The 16863-nt window shown below is 66.2% G+C and carries 18 protein-coding genes and 1 other RNA gene; 9 read left to right on the top strand and 10 right to left on the bottom strand.

Annotated elements, in window-relative coordinates:
* Positions 1–11: 11 nt before the first annotated feature.
* The 4 genes from N7367_RS03215 to N7367_RS03200 all read right to left on the bottom strand — a co-directional run bounded on the left by N7367_RS03215 (position 12) and on the right by N7367_RS03200 (position 5514).
* Complete coding sequence (locus tag N7367_RS03215) at positions 12–716, bottom strand: PA1136 family autoinducer-binding transcriptional regulator (RefSeq protein WP_279941720.1); 705 nt, start codon at positions 714–716, stop codon at positions 12–14.
* Positions 717–721: 5 nt separating this feature from the next.
* On the bottom strand, positions 722–1594 hold the full coding sequence (gene hchA, locus N7367_RS03210; protein ID WP_279941719.1) for a glyoxalase III HchA: 873 nt from the start codon (positions 1592–1594) through the stop codon (positions 722–724).
* Between the two features lie 125 nt (positions 1595–1719).
* Positions 1720–3729, bottom strand: coding sequence for an alpha/beta fold hydrolase (locus N7367_RS03205; protein WP_111185468.1), 2010 nt, complete (start codon positions 3727–3729; stop codon positions 1720–1722).
* A gap of 285 nt (positions 3730–4014) precedes the next feature.
* On the bottom strand, positions 4015–5514 hold the full coding sequence (locus N7367_RS03200; protein WP_279941718.1) for a S8 family serine peptidase: 1500 nt from the start codon (positions 5512–5514) through the stop codon (positions 4015–4017).
* Positions 5515–5786: 272 nt separating this feature from the next.
* Here N7367_RS03200 and N7367_RS03195 point away from each other — a divergent pair, with 272 nt between their 5' ends.
* Both N7367_RS03195 and N7367_RS03190 read left to right on the top strand, forming a co-directional pair.
* Positions 5787–6002: a hypothetical protein gene (locus tag N7367_RS03195; protein ID WP_279941716.1), complete on the top strand. Its 216-nt coding sequence runs from the start codon at positions 5787–5789 to the stop codon at positions 6000–6002.
* 276 nt (positions 6003–6278) lie between these two features.
* Positions 6279–6953, top strand: coding sequence for a DUF6338 family protein (locus N7367_RS03190; protein ID WP_279941714.1), 675 nt, complete (start codon positions 6279–6281; stop codon positions 6951–6953).
* Positions 6954–7205: 252 nt separating this feature from the next.
* Here the strand turns inward: N7367_RS03190 and N7367_RS03185 are convergent, their stop codons facing one another.
* Positions 7206–7445, bottom strand: coding sequence for an Arm DNA-binding domain-containing protein (locus tag N7367_RS03185; protein WP_279941713.1), 240 nt, complete (start codon positions 7443–7445; stop codon positions 7206–7208).
* Positions 7446–7675: 230 nt separating this feature from the next.
* Positions 7676–8029, bottom strand: a transfer-messenger RNA (tmRNA) gene (ssrA, locus tag N7367_RS03180).
* A gap of 229 nt (positions 8030–8258) precedes the next feature.
* Here ssrA and N7367_RS03175 point away from each other — a divergent pair.
* A complete protein-coding gene (locus tag N7367_RS03175; protein ID WP_053519702.1) occupies positions 8259–8831 on the top strand; it encodes a hypothetical protein in 573 nt (190 codons plus the stop codon).
* Between the two features lie 51 nt (positions 8832–8882).
* Here N7367_RS03175 and smpB read toward each other — a convergent pair whose 3' ends face one another.
* On the bottom strand, positions 8883–9386 hold the full coding sequence (smpB, locus tag N7367_RS03170) for an SsrA-binding protein SmpB (protein WP_019661238.1): 504 nt from the start codon (positions 9384–9386) through the stop codon (positions 8883–8885).
* Positions 9387–9443: 57 nt separating this feature from the next.
* Between smpB and N7367_RS03165 the strand changes: the two genes are divergently transcribed.
* Both N7367_RS03165 and N7367_RS03160 read left to right on the top strand, forming a co-directional pair.
* Positions 9444–9869, top strand: coding sequence for a type II toxin-antitoxin system RatA family toxin (locus tag N7367_RS03165; RefSeq protein ID WP_053519703.1), 426 nt, complete (start codon positions 9444–9446; stop codon positions 9867–9869).
* Between the two features lie 3 nt (positions 9870–9872).
* Complete coding sequence (locus N7367_RS03160) at positions 9873–10130, top strand: RnfH family protein (protein WP_053519704.1); 258 nt, start codon at positions 9873–9875, stop codon at positions 10128–10130.
* A gap of 36 nt (positions 10131–10166) precedes the next feature.
* On the opposite strand, the gene bamE is transcribed toward N7367_RS03160, so the two are convergent.
* Positions 10167–10559 (bottom strand): outer membrane protein assembly factor BamE, encoded by a 393-nt coding sequence (gene bamE, locus N7367_RS03155; RefSeq protein ID WP_074901327.1) that lies wholly within the window; start codon positions 10557–10559, stop codon positions 10167–10169.
* Positions 10560–10662: 103 nt separating this feature from the next.
* Between bamE and fur the strand changes: the two genes are divergently transcribed.
* On the top strand, positions 10663–11070 hold the full coding sequence (gene fur, locus N7367_RS03150) for a ferric iron uptake transcriptional regulator (RefSeq protein WP_053519706.1): 408 nt from the start codon (positions 10663–10665) through the stop codon (positions 11068–11070).
* A gap of 55 nt (positions 11071–11125) precedes the next feature.
* On the opposite strand, the gene N7367_RS03145 is transcribed toward fur, so the two are convergent.
* The gene (locus tag N7367_RS03145; RefSeq protein ID WP_279941712.1) at positions 11126–12379 is read right to left on the bottom strand and encodes an SGNH/GDSL hydrolase family protein; all 1254 of its coding nucleotides are present in this window, start codon (positions 12377–12379) and stop codon (positions 11126–11128) included.
* A gap of 97 nt (positions 12380–12476) precedes the next feature.
* On the opposite strand from N7367_RS03145, the gene N7367_RS03140 reads away from it, so the two are divergent.
* Positions 12477–13394 (top strand): LysR family transcriptional regulator, encoded by a 918-nt coding sequence (locus N7367_RS03140; protein WP_279941711.1) that lies wholly within the window; start codon positions 12477–12479, stop codon positions 13392–13394.
* A gap of 43 nt (positions 13395–13437) precedes the next feature.
* Here N7367_RS03140 and recN read toward each other — a convergent pair whose 3' ends face one another.
* The gene (recN, locus tag N7367_RS03135; RefSeq protein WP_053519709.1) at positions 13438–15099 is read right to left on the bottom strand and encodes a DNA repair protein RecN; all 1662 of its coding nucleotides are present in this window, start codon (positions 15097–15099) and stop codon (positions 13438–13440) included.
* A 114-nt stretch (positions 15100–15213) separates the two neighbouring features.
* Here recN and hrcA point away from each other — a divergent pair, with 114 nt between their 5' ends.
* Positions 15214–16278, top strand: a complete 1065-nt coding sequence (gene hrcA / locus N7367_RS03130) for a heat-inducible transcriptional repressor HrcA (protein WP_279941709.1) — start codon at positions 15214–15216, stop codon at positions 16276–16278.
* Positions 16279–16341: 63 nt separating this feature from the next.
* Entirely contained in the window at positions 16342–16857 is a 516-nt protein-coding gene (gene grpE / locus N7367_RS03125) for a nucleotide exchange factor GrpE (RefSeq protein ID WP_074901336.1), read from the top strand.
* The last annotated feature ends 6 nt before the right edge of the window (positions 16858–16863 follow it).

Below are 16863 nucleotides of genomic sequence, written 5' to 3'. Positions count from 1 at the left end.
CGGGGGCACGCTCAGTCTTCGATCTCGCCGCGTCGCGCGGCCGCGCGCACGGCCTGCGCCGTCGTCGCAACGCCCAGGCGCTGGCGCGCGCGGCGCAGGTGGTTCTCCACGGTGCGCGCGGACAACCCCAGCGTGGCGGCGATCTCCGCCTGGCGCCGGCCGGCTGCGACCCAGCGCAGAACCTCGCGTTCCCGCGTGCTCAGTTCGCCCAGGGGGCGTTCGGCCGGTGCTTCGGCCAGCCGGCGGGCAGCGCGGAATGCTGCTGTGCCGGCAGACTCCAGCAGCAGCCGGGCAGGCGCGGAAGCGTCGATGATCGTTCCGGCGAAACTGATTGCCCCTTCTAGCCCCGTGGTTCCGAACACGGGTACCTGCAGGCCATGCAGGCCGTCGCCGCGGGGCTGCCTGACCACCTGGTAGCGGGCCCCCCTTGCGCCGTCGCGCTTGCTCCAGAAGAACGGGGCATCGCTGTCGAGCACGTGGCGGTTGACCGGGCAGGCATGCAGGTAGCGGGCAAGATCGGTCTCACGCCCTGTGCCCAGCCAGTCGCCCTCGATCCAGTACACACGGTGTGCGCCGCGTTCGAACCCGGTGCCGGCCGCAAACACCAGCACGCGATCGTAGCCGAGGGGCGCGGCGATCGAGCGAAGCAGCGCGCCGATCCCGGCGATCGAACGCGCCTGCTCCAGTTCCAGCAGCATGGGCACCAGCGCGGCCACGGTGTTCAGCGACCTGCCAGCGCGTCCAGCAGGGTGCGTGCGGCCAACTGGCCGAGTGCATTGCCGGCCAACGGACTATCGCCTGTCAGCAGCAGGCGATCCTGCAGCACGCTGCCGTCAATACCCTCGTTGACGATCTGCACGCCCTGCTGCGCGAGCTTTTCACCGAAGAACCACGGCAGTTGCCCGGGCATGTAGCCGATGTCCGGCGTCTGCCGGTCCATCGCATCGGGGAAGGCGCAGATGCGGTAGCCACGGAACAGCGAATCACCGCCCGCTTCATCGATCCTGGCAGCCAACAGCGCTGCAGGGCCGTGGCAGAGCGTGATGATGTAGCGCTGCTGTGCCATCGCCCAGTGCAGCGCCTTGCTGACCGCGCGGCTCTCCGGCAGACCGATCAGTGCACCATGCCCGCCCGGAATGAAGATGGCTGCATAGTCCGACGCCGCGTCCAGCGAGGCCACGATGTCGTCCAGCACCTTCGGCTGGCGGAACCGCGCCTGGTAACGTTCGTACAGACCGCCGATGTCGCGGTCCTCGCCGGGGAACGCCCACCATTCGAACTTCACGGCGTTGCCGGACAGGGTTGCCACATCGAAGTCGAAGCCGGCCTTGTCCAGGTGATACATCGGCAGCAGCGTTTCGACCGGGTGATTGCCGGTGGAGAACAGGTGGCCGTTGGCGGTCGGCAGGTAGCGCTCATCGGCGCCGATCATCAGTATCTTCCAGCGGCCATCCCGGCGTGCGTCGGCATAGTCCGCGCCGGACAGATTGCTGGTGGGTGACGTGAACTGCGAGAGCGACCAGGGCGAGGGAAAGAAGGCATCGCGCTCGGCCGGATCGGGACGGGGTTGGCGGCTGAGGTCCTGGGTGTTCATGTGGCTGGCCTGCTGTCGGGGAGGTGCGGCCAGCATAGGAGGCACTGTGCGTACGTGCGATGAGGGATTTCCCGCAACGCCTGACCCGCCGTCTCCGCCGGTGGCGGAACGGCGATCAGCCTGCGCTATTCATCGCGCCGGTCGTGTGCCTGCATGTCTTCATGCAGGATGCGCCTGAGCTCGACGATGGCGGGCGTGGCTTCCTGCACGCTGTGACCGGACACGATTACCTTCTCCGATTCGGCGCCCGGCAGATGCGAACTCCAGTACGGCACCAGTCCGTCGCTGGTCTGCTCCAGCGGTCCATCGGCTTTGGCGCGCGCGATGATGGAGTGGTAGCGCACGCTCGGAGACATCGGCAGATCGGCGACGGCCTTGACGAAGGGGTCATCCTTGTCGAGATTCTGGATGCTGTTCATCTGGTAGCCGTGCTTGCCGTCGTCGCGGTCGACGTGGCCGTCGTTGGCGATCGTCGCCACGTCCTCCAGCACGGTCAGTGGCAGCCGTACCAGACGGCCGATCCAGCGCCCGAGGCGGGTACCGGCGACGTCGGTGCCGCGATGCGGCGTGGCAATGAATACCACCCGTGAGATCTCCGGTTCCGGCTTGAACGTGAGCACCGGCGCGCCGCGGGTGCGCAGCAGCTCGCGCTGTGCCGGCGTCATCTGCGCGGTTGCCAGCAGGGTCTCGACCAGATGGTCGCCGGACGAAGACACCATCAGCCGCGAGATCACTCCGCCCATGCTGTGCCCGACCAGCACCATGTCATGCGAGGCCGCCGCCTTTCCAGTGGGATCGAAGTGCTGCAGCACGTCGGCCAGCATGTGGCGGATCGCATCGTGGCTCATCGCGATGGGCATATTGGTCGGGTAGTAGAACTGCCACACCTGGAAGTCCCGGCGGATCTCATCGTCGCGCATCAGCTCGTTGGCGACGTTGACCCATGCCTCCGGGCTGCTTGCCAGGCCGTGGATCATCAACAGCACGCGGCGCTTCGGGTCGTAGGGCTGCATCATGTACAGATGCGGCGTATCGATGCCGCCCTTGCTGCCGAACAGCGAGCGCAGCGATTGCCGGCTGAAGTTGGAGCGTGCGAGCCACAGCGCGTAGCCTGCCGTGAAGTTGGCCGCCAGTGGCACCTGCTGGCCATGCAGGGTGACTTCCGAAACCTGGTAGGGATCGTGGATCTCCACCTCCGGCTCGTCGTCGTGCAGCACTTCCCACAGGTTGTTGCCGGAGAACCGCAGCAGCACCGACATCGAGGGTGAAGGCATTTCGCTCCAGCTGCGTTGTACGGGCGCGGCGGCGCTGGCCTCGGCAGCAGGCATGTCCACGTCGCTGCCGGGATCATCCATCACCGCTACCAGCTCGGCGCCGAAGCCATCCCGGCGATGCACGCTGCGCAGGGTGCCGGTGAACGAGAGCGCTGCGGCGGGAACCAGCTCCCTCGGCGTACGCTCGTCCAATGGCGAGCCGTCGTCCGATGGCGCCAGCACAAAGGTCCATCGACCCAGCTGGAAGCGGCTGGTGTCGCTGTGCACCCGGCCGGTAGCGTAGGCCTCGAACAGCTGCACGGAGGCTTCCTGCACGGCCAGGTTGTAGTAGTCCCGCACCTGCGTCTGGCGATCCTCGAAACCCCGCTGGTTGGCGGTGCGCTCGGTGAAGAACAGATAGGCGTAGGCCTGCCGCGCAACCTGCATCCACGCATCCAGACGCGGCTGGAAGCCGGCGTCCAGTTCGGTGACCACGGCCTTGGCGCGGCCTTCGGCGGAGTACTCGCGCTTGGGGGCGGGCAGGGTCAATGCGTACTGCAGCCAGAGTTCGGCCAGGGCCGAGCGCTTGTCTTCCTCGCGTACGACGATGCTGGCCTCCATTGCATCGATGCAGGGCGGACCGGGCTTGGCGCAGACACCCTCGTCCAGACCGGCCACGCGCAGGGTTTCCAGGGTGGCCGAGCTGAGCTTGCCGGTGGTGAGGATGTCACCGCGCTTGAGCGCGATGTACTGGCCGGGGGTAACCGAGGCGACCTGCACCGAGGGCCCGAACTGGCGCAGGGTGGCGCAGCCGCTCAACGCCAGCAGCAGGGTGAAGACGAGAGCCGTGCGGCCGACGATGCCCATTCCCGTGGTTGCCATACGATCCTCCTGCGCGGTCGCGCCACTCTAGCGGGAGGTATGTCAAGGCGGAAGCGGCGTGCGCCGGTTCCTTCAGCGGCCGGTCGTCAATCGTCCAGATCGCTGTTGCGGATTGCCAGGACCACCGCAGCAGTACATGCCAGGACACCGAGCAGGAAGCCGATGGCCATACCGTCGAACCAGTTCATGGGTTTCGTGCCGGGAGTGTGGGAGAAGGTGGCCTGTGGATCTGACCGGCGGGCAACGCATGGCGCAGCGGCTGTGGCGGGCCGCTGCGCCCGGGCCTCAGTTGCTGGCCTCCCTGATAGCTTCTGCGGCGTCGATGATGCCCGGACCGCAACCCCCCGGGCAGTTGGCCGCCGCGATCGGATGGGCGGTGCGGCGCAGGATGTCCTTGACCTGGCTGGTGGTCTTCGGCACCGGTGCCACCGCCTGCATCAACGCGACGACGCCGGCCACGTGCGGTGCCGCCATCGAGGTGCCGGACATGAAGTCAAAGGCATTGTTGCCCACCGTGGACAGAACGCCCTGCGCCGGATGCTGGCGGGTCGGTGCGCAGTTGGTCGAGTTCGGTGGTGTGGCCAGGGGCAGGAACTCGCCCACCGAGGCGCGGCACGACCACGTCTCGCCACCGGGCGCGGTGATATGGATGCCTGCACCGTAGTTGGAGTAGAACGCGCGGCGCCCGCCCTGGTCGTTCGCGGCTACCGCGATCACGCCGTTGCAGTTCGCCGGTGCGAACTCGGACACATCGAGGTTGCTGTTGCCCGCCGCGACCACCACGAGGGTGCCGGTGGCCGTGATGTCGTCGATCGCATCCTGCTCGGCCGGCGAGCAGGGCCGACGGCCGCCCAGGCTGAGATTGATGACCTCGGCCGGGTTGGCATTGGCGGGAACACCCGGCACAGCGATGCCAGCGCTCCAGAGCATGCCGTCGATGATGTCATCCGAGCCGCCATTGCCCTGGTTGCCCAGCACGCGTACCGGTACGACCTTCGCGTTGTAGGCCACGCCGGCCACGCCGATCTGGTTGTTGGTTACCGCCGCGACGGTTCCCGCAACGTGGGTGCCGTGCGCGATGCCCGAGGCATCGAAGGCATCCGCATCGCGGCCATCGCCATCGTCGGAACCGCCACAACCGGGATTCAGCCCGCCCAGGATGCACTGCAGATTGCTGAACGGCCGGGTGGAGGAAATCATGTCGTAGCCTGGCAGCAGGTTCGGCTGCAGGTCGTTGTTGTCGAGATAGCCCGAATCGATCACCGCCACCACGACCCCTTGGCCGGTGGAGCGATCCCATGCCGCCGGCACGCGTGCGCCACTGACGGGATTGCTGTAGTGCCACTGTTCGGCGTAACGCGGATCGTTGGGCGTGGCGAACGCACTCATCATGAAGTTCGGCTGCACGTATTCGACGTCCGGGTCGTCGGCGATGCGCTGCATCAGGATCTCGGCCTCCGGACGATCCAGTGCCTTGTCTGTCCTGATCACATCGGCGCCGCCACCCATGCGGCGCTGATGCGCCACCGCCGCAGCCTGCGCCGCACCCACCGAGCGCTTGCTGCGCTGCTGCGCGCCCAAGCGCTGTTTCAGCGCATCCTGGGCGGTGTCGGCAGAGACGCGTTTGCGGCTGCCATCGCGGTACTTGACGATGAAACTGCTGTACTGCTGGTTGTTGTCCATGCCCCGTGTCCACACCCGTTCGGTGGATTGGGCGAAGGCAGGGGCACTGGCCAGGACCAGGGTGATGGCACTGGCAAGGGAAACCCGAAGCGACGTACGCATGAATACAGTTCCTTTGTGAAAGGTGCGATGAGCCGGTCGTGCCCTGGGGGCTCGACTCGAGATGAAGGGGGTATGTCCGCGCGGTCTCCTTTCTGATGGCGACCTTGAACGAACGGCTTCGCAGACCGTTCTCCCCCAGTGCGGGGGTAGGAAATTTCTGAACTGATTTACCGATGTCGAGATCGACACGCGCGGCGAGCGGTCTATACCGCAGGCAATAAAAAAGGCCCGGAGATCCCCTTCTGGCGGGAATGTCCGGGCTTCTCCGGTCCTTGAAGGACCGCTCGTTGGTGGAGGTGGGGTGTCCCAGAATTTCTTATAAATGGTTGAATGGCAAAGAAAATTTTCCGGGCCTGCTCCTTCGGGGCAATACCTCAAACGATACCCAATCCCATGTGGGCACGATGATGGGCTGGTGTGCGGTCGTTCTCGAAGAGGACGGCATGCTGTGGAAACTCTTGGTGGTGGTGACGCTGGGGCCGCTGTGAGCGCAAAGCGGTTCGATCCCGCACACCGGAAACAACCAGGGGCGGGGTAGCGCCAGCATCTGGGCGACCATATCAGCGAATCCGGCGAGGCTTTGCCGAACTTCCTTAGGCGCGCTGGCGAGTGCTTCACGACTTCACTCGTTAAAACGGGCACGAGGCCTGCTGATGTTGCTTCCAACGCTGCTCCTACCGGCGCCCAGCATCTTCAGCTGAGGCTCTGTGCACCCAACTTTTCAGCCGGTACAGTCTCAATCTGAGAGACTGCGCTATGGCTCAATGCCGAATATTCGCGAAGCAGTTGCTTGGACTAAAGCACTTGGACAGACTGCCTTAACGGCTCGGATGGACCTTGATCGGGGGAAGGGGATGGATATATGGCAAAGCGATAAGCTGGCAATATTTTTGCTTTTTGTGGTCCCAGGTTTCATCAGCATCAAATGCTATCAACTCGCATTTCCAGGAACGGTGAGAGCTACTTCGGAGCAACTGATTGATGCTGTCGCTTATAGCTCTATCAACTACGCCTTGCTTTTCGTGCCAGTAATGCTAGTCGAAAGGTCATCCTTAGCGGCTGCCAGTCCGCTGGCCTATTACCTCTTCTACTTTTTTGCAGTATTCATTGCCCCGATACTCTGGGTAGTCATCTGGAAGCTGATGAGAGCGTCGAGCCTGATGCAGCGAACGGCTCCTCATCCAACAGCGAAGCCGTGGGATTTTGTCTTTCAGCAGCGGAAGTTGTATTGGGTAAAGGTGACCTTATCCAACGGAAGTGTCATCGGTGGTCGATACGCAGGGAGCTCATTCGCGTCAAGCGCCCCTGCACCTGAGCAAATCTACCTTGAAGAGTGTTGGATTCTTGGGGGGAAGGGGCAGTTCGTTAGGAAGAAAAATCAAACTGCCGGTGTTTTAATCCTGTCGAAAGACATTTCGCATATCGAACTTAGGGAGTAGAAAATGGGAAATCCTGACAAGACACGGCATGATGGGTACATGCCCGTGGAAAAGGGCTATCAGCCTATTCAAACGCCGTCTGACCCAAGCCCGCAGGGTGGTTATCAGCCTACATCTCAGCAGGACAATCCAGGCAACAACAGTCCTCCTCAAGAGGAATGATATGCAATGGAACACCTCTTGTCTGGCTAGGAGAAGAGGTGTTTTGTTTTGTGTGAACGCGCCAGAGTCGGCAATGGTATTTCCGGCGTGTCACTCATTGGCGATGGCCTCGAGGCTGTCCGAGCCGAGGGCGGAGTGAACGAGGGCAGCAGCCTTCTTCTGCGCGCCGGGGGGCGACCCCTCTTGCCAGCAGCGGGCTTCGTCGCGGGCCTCGCGAGCGCGAGCCAAGGAGACATCCGGGTACAGGCCGATCGACAGCAGCTCTTCCTTGCCGGCGATGCGGCACTTCCAGCGCCAGCTGCGCGCGCCGGTCGGGGGAGGTAGAGGCACAGGCCGCCGCCGTCGGTGATCTTCTGCGGCTTGGCGCGCCGGATGGCTGCGTCGGTCAGAGGCATTGGGGGTATCGCTTAAGCGGGGACGGTCGGATACCCCTTGATGTACCCCCACCGTCTCGAGGATTGAAACGGATTGCCCCGGCCTGATGCGGACAATAAAAAAGCCCGGAAACCCTTGTGCTGCGGGGGTTTCCGGGCTTCTCCGGTCCTTGGCGGACCGCTCGTTGGTGGAGGTGGGCGGAATTGAACCGCCGTCCGAAGGCACTCCATCCCCAGCACTACATGCTTAGCTCGCCGTTGAATCTCGTCCCCGAACAGCACGGCGTGCAAAGCGCATCCGGGAACCAGCCTGTTGTGTTCTAGTGCCGGACTGACAGGCAGCCGTCCAGCGCGATTCCATGATAGTGACTCTACACCGCGAGCATGGACACAAGCGGTTTCGAGGCTTAGGCCTTAAGCGGCCAGAGCGTAGTTGTCGTCGTTGGCAACTAGAGTTTTGCAGCTGGATTTACGAGGAAAGCTACCCCCTCGGCATGCGCCAGGCGACTTCACAACCCCCGTCGAAACCAATGCACCCCCGGTTTCTACAGTGCTGCAAGGTACAGGGCCGATTCCGTGTCACCACGGGCAGGGCCTGCCCAACGGTTGTCATGCTACGGCAAAACAGCTGAACAGTCACCTCGCGCGGCCGGTCAATCCGCAACATGTTGTACTGCCTGTGTCATAGCGGATTGCTAACGTCTCCGGCACGGATTTGCGACACACTGGTCGTGACCATCCAGGGCAGGACAGAAACGGGAGACTGTGGGTGACCGACGCGATGCAACAGCGCAGCCTGCGCCAGCTGGTGGGCCCGGTCGGGGCCGACTATCAGCGACGGGCGTTGCCTCCCGGTTGGGTCTGGGCGCTGCTGGCGGTGCTGCTGGCGGCGACCTGGCTGACCGAACTGCCGGCCACCGCAGCGGTGGCGCTGGTCGCCAGCGCAGTGGTGGTGCATTGGCCGCAGCGTGGGCGCACCCATTGGCTGGGCTGGCGGCTGCCGGCGCTGGCGGTACTGGCGGCGTTGCTGTGGGGGCCGGACGTGCTGGCGCAGTGGTTCGAGCACGGCCTGGCGCTGACCTTGATGACATTGGCCAGCCTCAGCATCGGCGTTCACGTGTGGCAGTCGCGGCAGCTGGCGCGCCAGCTGCAGGGTGCAGCCGATGCCCTCGACGATACGCAGCTGCTGGCCCTGCTGCCGGCCGATGCAGCCCAGCTCGCCCAGCAGTGGCGGGCGGGCGATGACCGCCACGCGCCGGAACTGGCGGTAGTGATGCACCTGGCCGTGATGCACGCGGCCCTGGCGCCGCGCGCGCGCGGGCAGGGCATGCTGGCCGGTTGATGGCCCGGGCCGCCGGGCATCGCCCGGCGCCACATGGCGGCGGGGCCTGCCTCAGGCGTCGCGGTTGCCGCGCCGCATCACCCGCTGCTTCTCGATCGCCCAGTCGCGATCCTTGGCCGCATCGCGCTTGTCGTGGTTCTGCTTGCCCTTGGCCAGCGCGATCTCCAGCTTGATCTTGTTCTTGCTCCAGTACATCGCGGTCGGCACGATCGTATAGCCATCACGCTCGACCTTGCCGATCAGCTTGTCGATCTCGTTCCGGTGCAGCAGCAGCTTGCGCTCGCGCCGATCCTCGGCCACCACGTGGGTGGAGGCCTGGATCAACGGAGTGATCTGTGCGCCGATCAGGTAGATCTCGCCACGCTTCACGTAAGCGTAGGCGTCGATGATGTTGCCGCGCCCCGCCCGGATCGACTTGACCTCCCAGCCCTGCAGGGCGAGCCCGGCCTCGAAGCGCTCTTCGATGTGGTACTCGTGGCGGGCACGCTTGTTCAGCGCGATGGTTTTGTTGGCCGTCGCGCTCTTTGCTTTATCCTTGCCGCTGTTCTTGCTCATTTCCGTATTGTCTCCGATTCGGGCCCGCCCGGTCGATTGCCGAAACGTCCCGTATACATGCCTACTATCCGCCGCAGCGCCCTGGTCGAACATTCGGCCGCGCGCATGTTCGACCTGGTCAACGACGTCCAGGCTTATCCGCGCCGCTTCCGCTGGTGCTCCGATGCCCGCATCCTGGAGCAGGGCGAGGACCGGCTGGTGGCGCGTCTGGACCTGGGCCTGGGTTCGTTCAGTACCTGGTTCCAGACCGAGAACACCCTGCAGCGCCCGCACAGCATCGACATGCAGCTGCGCGACGGTCCCTTCAAGCAGCTTCATGGCCGTTGGGAATTCCACGCGCTGGCCGAAGACGCCTGCAAGGTGACGCTGACCCTGGAATTCGAACCCAGCTCACGGCTGCTGGGCCCGGCGCTGGCGATCGGCTTCCAGGGGCTGGCCGATCGCATGGTCAACGATTTCGTCCGGGTCGCCGACGAGGACTGAGCGATGATCGAGGTCGAGGTGGTGCTTGCCTGGCCGCAGCGGGTGCTGTCACGCCGGTTGCAGCTGGAAGAGGGCGCCACGGTTGCCGATGCGATCGCCGCTGCCGCTCTTGAGGGCAGTGCCGGCTGCCCGGCTGCCGCCGTGCATGGTGTGCTGGCCCGCCCGCAGCAGGCACTGCTGGATGGGGACCGGGTCGAACTGCTGCGCCCGCTGCAGGCCGATCCCAAGGACAACCGCCGGCGTCGCGCGCTCGGCGGTTGAGGGCCAGGGCCCGTCCGTCGGAACGGGCCGGCGGCCTCAGCGGCCCTTCTTCTTCTTGTCCTTCGGCAGGTTGCGGCCGAACTGGCGGACGGTCTGCTGGGCCAGCGCCTTGTCGTTGGCCGGGAAATAGTCACCCTCCCAGCGCGTCACGGTGTCGTTCTCGAAATACACGGTGAAGTTCTTCACTTCCGTGCGGCCGAGACGGTCGACCCGCTGGCTGGAGGTGTAGTCCCAGCGCTGGGCATGGAACGGGTCCGGCACGGAGGGCGTGCCCAGCAGCGCGTTCACCTGCTGCTTGCTTTGCCCGACCTGCAGCTTGGCCACGGCATCTTCCCGGATCAGGTTGCCCTGATAGATGGGTTGCTTGTAGATGATGCCGCACCCGGTGGTGGACAGGGCGACGGCGGCGACCAACAGGAGATTGCGCATCGGGACTGGCGGTTGGGGAAATCGAACCGATGATACACTCCCGGCGTGCCACCGCGACCCAATCCGAGGCAGCTGGCGCTAAATCGCCAATGAACGGAGACCTATGGAAACCCACGACCTGCGTAAAGTCGGCCTGAAGGTAACCCATCCACGGATGCGGATCCTGGCGCTGCTCGAGCAGCGCACTGCCCAGCACCACATGACCGCCGAAGACATCTACCGCCAGCTGCTGGAGCATGGTGACGAGATCGGCCTGGCCACGGTGTACCGGGTACTGACCCAGTTCGAGGCTGCCGGCCTCGTGCTCAAGCACAATTTCGAAGGCGGCCAGGCCGTCTATGAACTGGACCGCGGCGGCCATCACGATCACATGGTCGATGTGGACAGCGGCAAGATCATCGAGTTCGAAAGTACCGAGATCGAGGAACTGCAGCGCAAGATCGCGGCCGATCACGGCTATGAGCTGGAAGAACACTCGCTGGTGCTGTACGTGCGCAAGAAGCGCAGATAGGCGCCCCCTGCGTGCCGGTTGCGACGAGACCCCGGGCTGGCCCCGGGGTTTTTCGTCAGCGCGGCGGAGTGACCGCCGGGTGCGATGGCGGCATCAGCATCCGCAGATCCACGGCCTTGGCCATGGCCCGGTTGCCGGCATCGCCCGGATGCAGATGGTCGCCTGAATCGTAGGCGGCGGCCATCCGTGAGGGATCGGCGGGGTCGCGCAGCACTGCATCCAGGTCGATCACCGCATCGAATGGGCTGTCCTGCCGCAGCCAGGCATTGAGCTGCTGGCGCAGTGCGTCCTTGTCCGGCTGGTAGTAGTCGTCCAGCGGGGTGCCGGGCAGGGCACCGGCGAACGGCGGAAGGGTTGCGCCGACAATGCGCAGTCCATGGCGATGGGCCTGTCCGGCCAGGCTGCGATAGCCGGCCTGCAGTTCGGCGAGCCCGGGCCGGGCCTGGCCGCGCGCGAACGCTGTGCCCGGCCAGCTGATGTCGTTGATGCCGATCAGCACGATCACACTGGCGACACCGGGCTGGTCGAGGACATCGCGCGGGAAGCGGGCCAGGGCGGATTCTCCCATGCCGTCGCGCAGCAGGCGTCCGCCGGAGATGCCAGCGTTGACCACTGCGATTCCCTGCGGTGCCAGCCGTGCGGCGAGATGGTCGGTCCAGCGCTGGTCCTGGTCGAGGCTGGCCGTTGCGCCATCGGTGATCGAGTCGCCGATCACCACCACGCTGCGTGCGCGGGTTGCGGTTTCGACGTCGATGCCGGACAGCAGCAGGCGGGCCGTGGTGCTGCGGGCACCGTCCAGGTCCGCGGCCAGGCTCTGGTCACCCGGCGCGATCCAACTGGTCTGCCGGCCCTCCCAGTGGAACGTCCGCAGCGGTGTGGGCTGTGGCAGATGGATGCTGACCTGCAGCGACTGCAGGTCGCGCGTGGACAGCGGCAGCGCGTCGCTGAGCCGGTCCTGGCCAGGCGCGATCAGCACGCCGGGCTGGCCATCGAAGGTCAGCGCCTGCGGCACCTCGCCCGGATGTGCCGCCAGGGTGGCCCGGCCCACCCGCAGTGGCTGTGTCCCGTAGGCGTTGCTCAAGCGGACACGCAGGCGTGAGCCGCCCAGGCTGATGCGGACGGTCTGGCGGAAGGTCTGGTCGGCCAGCTCTGCGGGGATCAGCGTTGGAAACAGGAAGTCTGCCTGCCATACCGGTTGTGGACTGGCCTGCCAGCTGGCCACCCAGTGCCGGGGAGGAGCGGCCGTGGCGCTGGCTGCTGCGGACAGGGTGAGCAGGGCAGCGGTAGTCAACGTGCTCAGGCGGTTCATCGGAAGGGTCCGTCGGAAGGAGGGGCCATGGTGTCCTTGCCGCTTTCTGTGAACTAGACTGCGCTTGGATAATCATCTGTGAACTGAATTCATCACCATGGCGCGACCCGACATCAATCGTTCCGGCGAGCTGGAAGTGTTCGTGAGGGTGATCGAGACCGGCGGATTCTCCGCGGCGGCCCGCAGCCTGGACATGACGCCCTCGGCGGTCAGCAAGCTGGTGGCGCGGCTGGAGCAGCGACTGGGCACGCGCCTGCTGCAGCGATCCACCCGCCAGCTGCAGCTGACCCCGGAGGGCTGCGCCTTCTACGAGCGCGGGCTGCGCGTGCTTGCTGACCTGGAAGAGGCCGAGCGCTGTGCGAGCGCGCATGCCGAACCGCGCGGGCGGCTGCGGGTGAATGCCAACGTGCCCTTCGGCCAGCATTTCCTGCTGCCATTGCTGCCCATGTTCCTGCAGCAGCACCCGCAGGTGGGGGTGGATCTGACCCTGACCGATGAAGTGATCGATCTGCTCGAGCAGCGCACCGATGTGGCCGTGCGGGCCGGTCCGCTGAAGAGTTCCAGCCTGGTGGCACGACGGTTGGGGGCGACGCGGATGATGATCGTGGCCTCACCCGGCTATGCGCAGCGACACGGTCTGCCTGGCAATGTCGACGACCTGCAGACGCACAACCGGCTGGACATCGGCCATGCGCGGGCGATGCAGGGGTGGCCGTTGCTGCAGGGTGGCCAGGTGCTGCGCGTGCCCACCAGCGGCAATGCCCGCGCCAGCAACGGCGACGCCCTGCGGCAGCTGGTGCTGGGTGGGCTCGGGCTGGCCCGGCTGGCCGCCTTCCAGGTCAGGGACGACATGGCGGCCGGGCGACTGCTGCCGGTGCTGGAAGAGGCCAATCCCGGCGATCTGGAAGAGGTGCACGCGGTGTTTCTGGGGCAGGGTGGGTATCTGCCGCTGCGGGTGCGTGCGTTCCTGGATTTCCTGGTGGAAAAGGTGGATCTGGCGCGGCCACTGGGGTGAACCTGCGGTGGGACGGATCCGGCGTCGCTCGGCGCCGCCGGCGTCAGACCTGCAGCAGCTTGCGGGCGGCGGCGCGCGCTTCCTTGCTCACTTCGACGCCACCGAGCATGCGTGCCAGTTCTTCCTCGCGTGCCTTGAGGTCCAGCTTCTCCACCGCACTCTGGGTCATGCCTTCTACCGGTGCCTTGCTGACCCGGTAATGGGCATGGCCCTTGGACGCGACCTGCGGCAGGTGGGTCACGCACAGCACCTGGCGCTTCTCGCCGAGGGCGCGCAGCTTCTGGCCGACGATGTCGGCCACCGCGCCACCGATGCCCGAGTCGACTTCGTCGAACACCATCGTCGGCACGGCGTCCAGGTCCAGCGCGGCCACTTCGATTGCCAGCGAGATGCGCGACAGTTCGCCACCCGAGGCCACCTTGCGCAGCGCGCGTGGTGGTTGACCGGCATTGGCCGCGACCAGGAACTCCACGCGTTCGGCGCCCTGCGGGTCGGGCTTGCCGCCGTCCTGGGGTTCCAGCTCGATCAGGAACTGGCCGCCGCCCATGCCCAGCTCGGCGATGATGCCGGTGGTGGTGGTCGACAGCGCGGCCGCCGCACTGCGCCGGCTTGCGGTCAGTGCTTCGGCCTGCACCCGCCAGGCGGCCGCGGCCTTGTCGATCTCGCCGGCCAGGCGCTGCAGCCGCTCGTCGGCGCCGCGCAGCTGCTCCACTTCGGCATGCATGCGCTCGCGCTGCGCGCCCAGTTCGTCCATCGGCACGCGATGCTTGCGCGCAAGGTCGTGCAGGCGGCCGAGACGGCGCTCGTTCTCCTCGAACTGTTCGGGGTCGGCATCCAGGTCGTCGTGCACGCGGTCGAGCAGGGACAGGGCTTCGTGCAGCTGGATCGATGCGTTTTCGATCAGGCTGTCCACCTCGCCCAGGCGCGGGTCGTGTTCGATCAGCCGGGCCAGTTCGTGCCGCACCTGCTGCAGCTGATCCAGCGCCGAACTGCCCTCGTCGCCGTTGAGCTGGTTGCTGGCGGCCTGGCAGGCGGTCAGCAGCGCGCTGGCATGGGCCTGGCGCCGATGGCTGGCGCCCAGCGCGAGGATCGATTCGGGCTCCAGATCCTCACGGTCCAGCTCGCGCAGCTGATGCTCGAGGAAGCCGATACGGTCACTGACGTCGCCCTGTTGCGACAGCGCCAGGGATTCATCGACCAGTGCCTGCCAGGCGGCTGCGGCGCGGCGGACCTGACGGCGCTCTTCCTCGTTGCCGGCATAGGCATCGAGCAGGGCCAGCTGGGAAGGACGCGCCAGCAGGGCCTGCTGTTCATGCTGGCCGTGGATTTCCACCAGCAGCGCGGCCAGTTCGCCCAGCTGGGCGAGCGTGACCGGGCGGCCGTTGATCCAGGCCCGCGAACCGCCGTCAGCGCGGATCACGCGGCGCAGCTGGCACTGGTCCTCATCGTCCAGCTCGTTGTCGGCCAGCCACTGGCGTGCGGCCTGCAGATGCTCCAGCGCGAACTCGGCCGACAGCTCGGCGCGGGCGGCACCGTGGCGGACCACGCCACTGTCGGCGCGCAGGCCGGACAGGAAGCCCAGCGCGTCGACCATCAGCGACTTGCCGGCGCCGGTCTCGCCTGAAACCACGGTCATGCCAGGCCCGAATTCCAGTTCGGTGGCGCGGACGACGGCGAAATCCTTGATCGATAGGTGTCTGAGCATGGGTCTGGGGGTAGCTGAGCCGCGCAACGCTAGCACGCGCACGCGGGCGGTCCAATGGCTTGCCAAGGTGATCCGGCGCCATTATCTAGTCTCCGTGTCTCACAGGTTGATTCCATGCACGGTTCCGCCGACCAACTCGCCCCGCGCGCGCGCCATCTGCTGCGCACGCTGATCGCGCGCCACATCCAGGATGGTGAGCCGGTGGGCTCGCAGACGCTGGCGCGCGTGGCCGGGCTGGAAGTCAGCCCGGCCACCATCCGCAACATCCTCGGCGACCTGGAGGACCTGGGTCTGCTGGCGTCGCCGCATACCTCCGCCGGGCGGATCCCGACCGCGCATGGCTACCGGGTGTTTGTCGACAGCCTGCTGCAGATGCAGCCGCCGGGCGAGGGCGAGCTGGCCCGCTTGCGCCAGGAACTGGCCGGTGGCGGCAGCACCCAGGCCCTGCTCGGCAGTGCCTCCGAGCTGCTGTCGGCGATGAGCCACTTCGTCGGCGTGGTCAGCGCGCCGCGGCGCGAGCAGTTCGCCTTCCGCCAGATCGATTTCGTGGCGCTGGACGGCCGCCGGGTGCTGGCGATCCTGGTGTTCGCCGACAACGAGGTCCAGAACCGGGTGATCGAAACCCGCCAGGACTTCGCCCCGGGCCAGCTGGAGCAGGTCGCCAATTACCTCAACGCCCATTTCGCCGGGCTGCCGCTGGCGGAGATCCGGGCGCGCCTGCTGCTGGAGCTGCGTGATGCCCGTTCCGAGCTGGAGCAGCTGCTGGCGCACAGCATCGAACTGGCCGAGCAGGCCCTGCAGCCCGCGGCCGACGACATGCTGGTGGCGGGCCAGACCCGCCTGATGGGGGTCCAGGACCTGTCCGACCTGGAGCGCCTGCGTGAACTGTTCGAGCTGTTTTCCAGCAAGCGCGAGATCCTGCAGCTGCTGGAACGGACCATCCAGGCCCCGGGCGTGCGCATCTTCATCGGCGAAGAGACCGGGATGATGCCGCTGCAGGGGGTTTCGCTGGTGACCGCCCCGTATACGGCCAATGGGCAGGTGCTGGGCGTGCTGGGGGTGATCGGGCCGAAGCGGATGGCCTATGACCGCATGATCCCGCTGGTACAGGCCACCGCCGACGTGCTGGGCGCGGCCTTTTCACCGACCGGGCGCGGATCCGGTGCCGCGGACGCTTGAAACGCAGCATCCCGCCCACACTAGGGTGGGTGGAGGCGGGGAGTGACCGCCAGGGACCCAGACATGAACCACGAACATCCAGATTTCGAATCCCAGCAGAGCGCCGCCGACGCGGCCGCCGCAGCAGGCGTCAACGACGAAGTGGAGCGCCTGCGCGCGGAAGTCGAGCAGGTCAGGGCCGATGCGCTGCGTGAGCGCGCCGACCTGGAGAACCAGCGCAAGCGCGTGGCCCGCGACATCGAGCAGGCCCGCAAGTTCGCCAACGAGAAGCTGCTGGGCGAACTGCTGCCCGTGTTCGACAGCCTGGATGCCGGCCTGAAGGCCGCCGGCGACGACCCGCACCCGCTGCGCGAGGGCCTGGAGCTGACCTACAAGCAGTTGCTGAAGGTCGCCGCCGACAACGGCCTGGTCCTGCTTGACCCGACCGGCCAGCCGTTCAACCCGGAGCACCACCAGGCGATCAGCCAGGTGCCGGCCCCGGACGCCGCCCCGGGCAGCGTGGTGACCGTGTTCCAGAAGGGCTATCTGCTCAACGAGCGCCTGCTGCGGCCGGCGCTGGTGGTGGTGGCCGCCGACTGACCCCTG

Origin of the sequence: Stenotrophomonas sp. GD04145, from assembly GCF_029835135.1 — a bacterium.
Lineage (GTDB): Bacteria > Pseudomonadota > Gammaproteobacteria > Xanthomonadales > Xanthomonadaceae > Stenotrophomonas > Stenotrophomonas maltophilia_P.
Note: the sequence above shows the minus strand (reverse complement) of the source record. Positions and strands in the feature narration are given on the sequence as shown.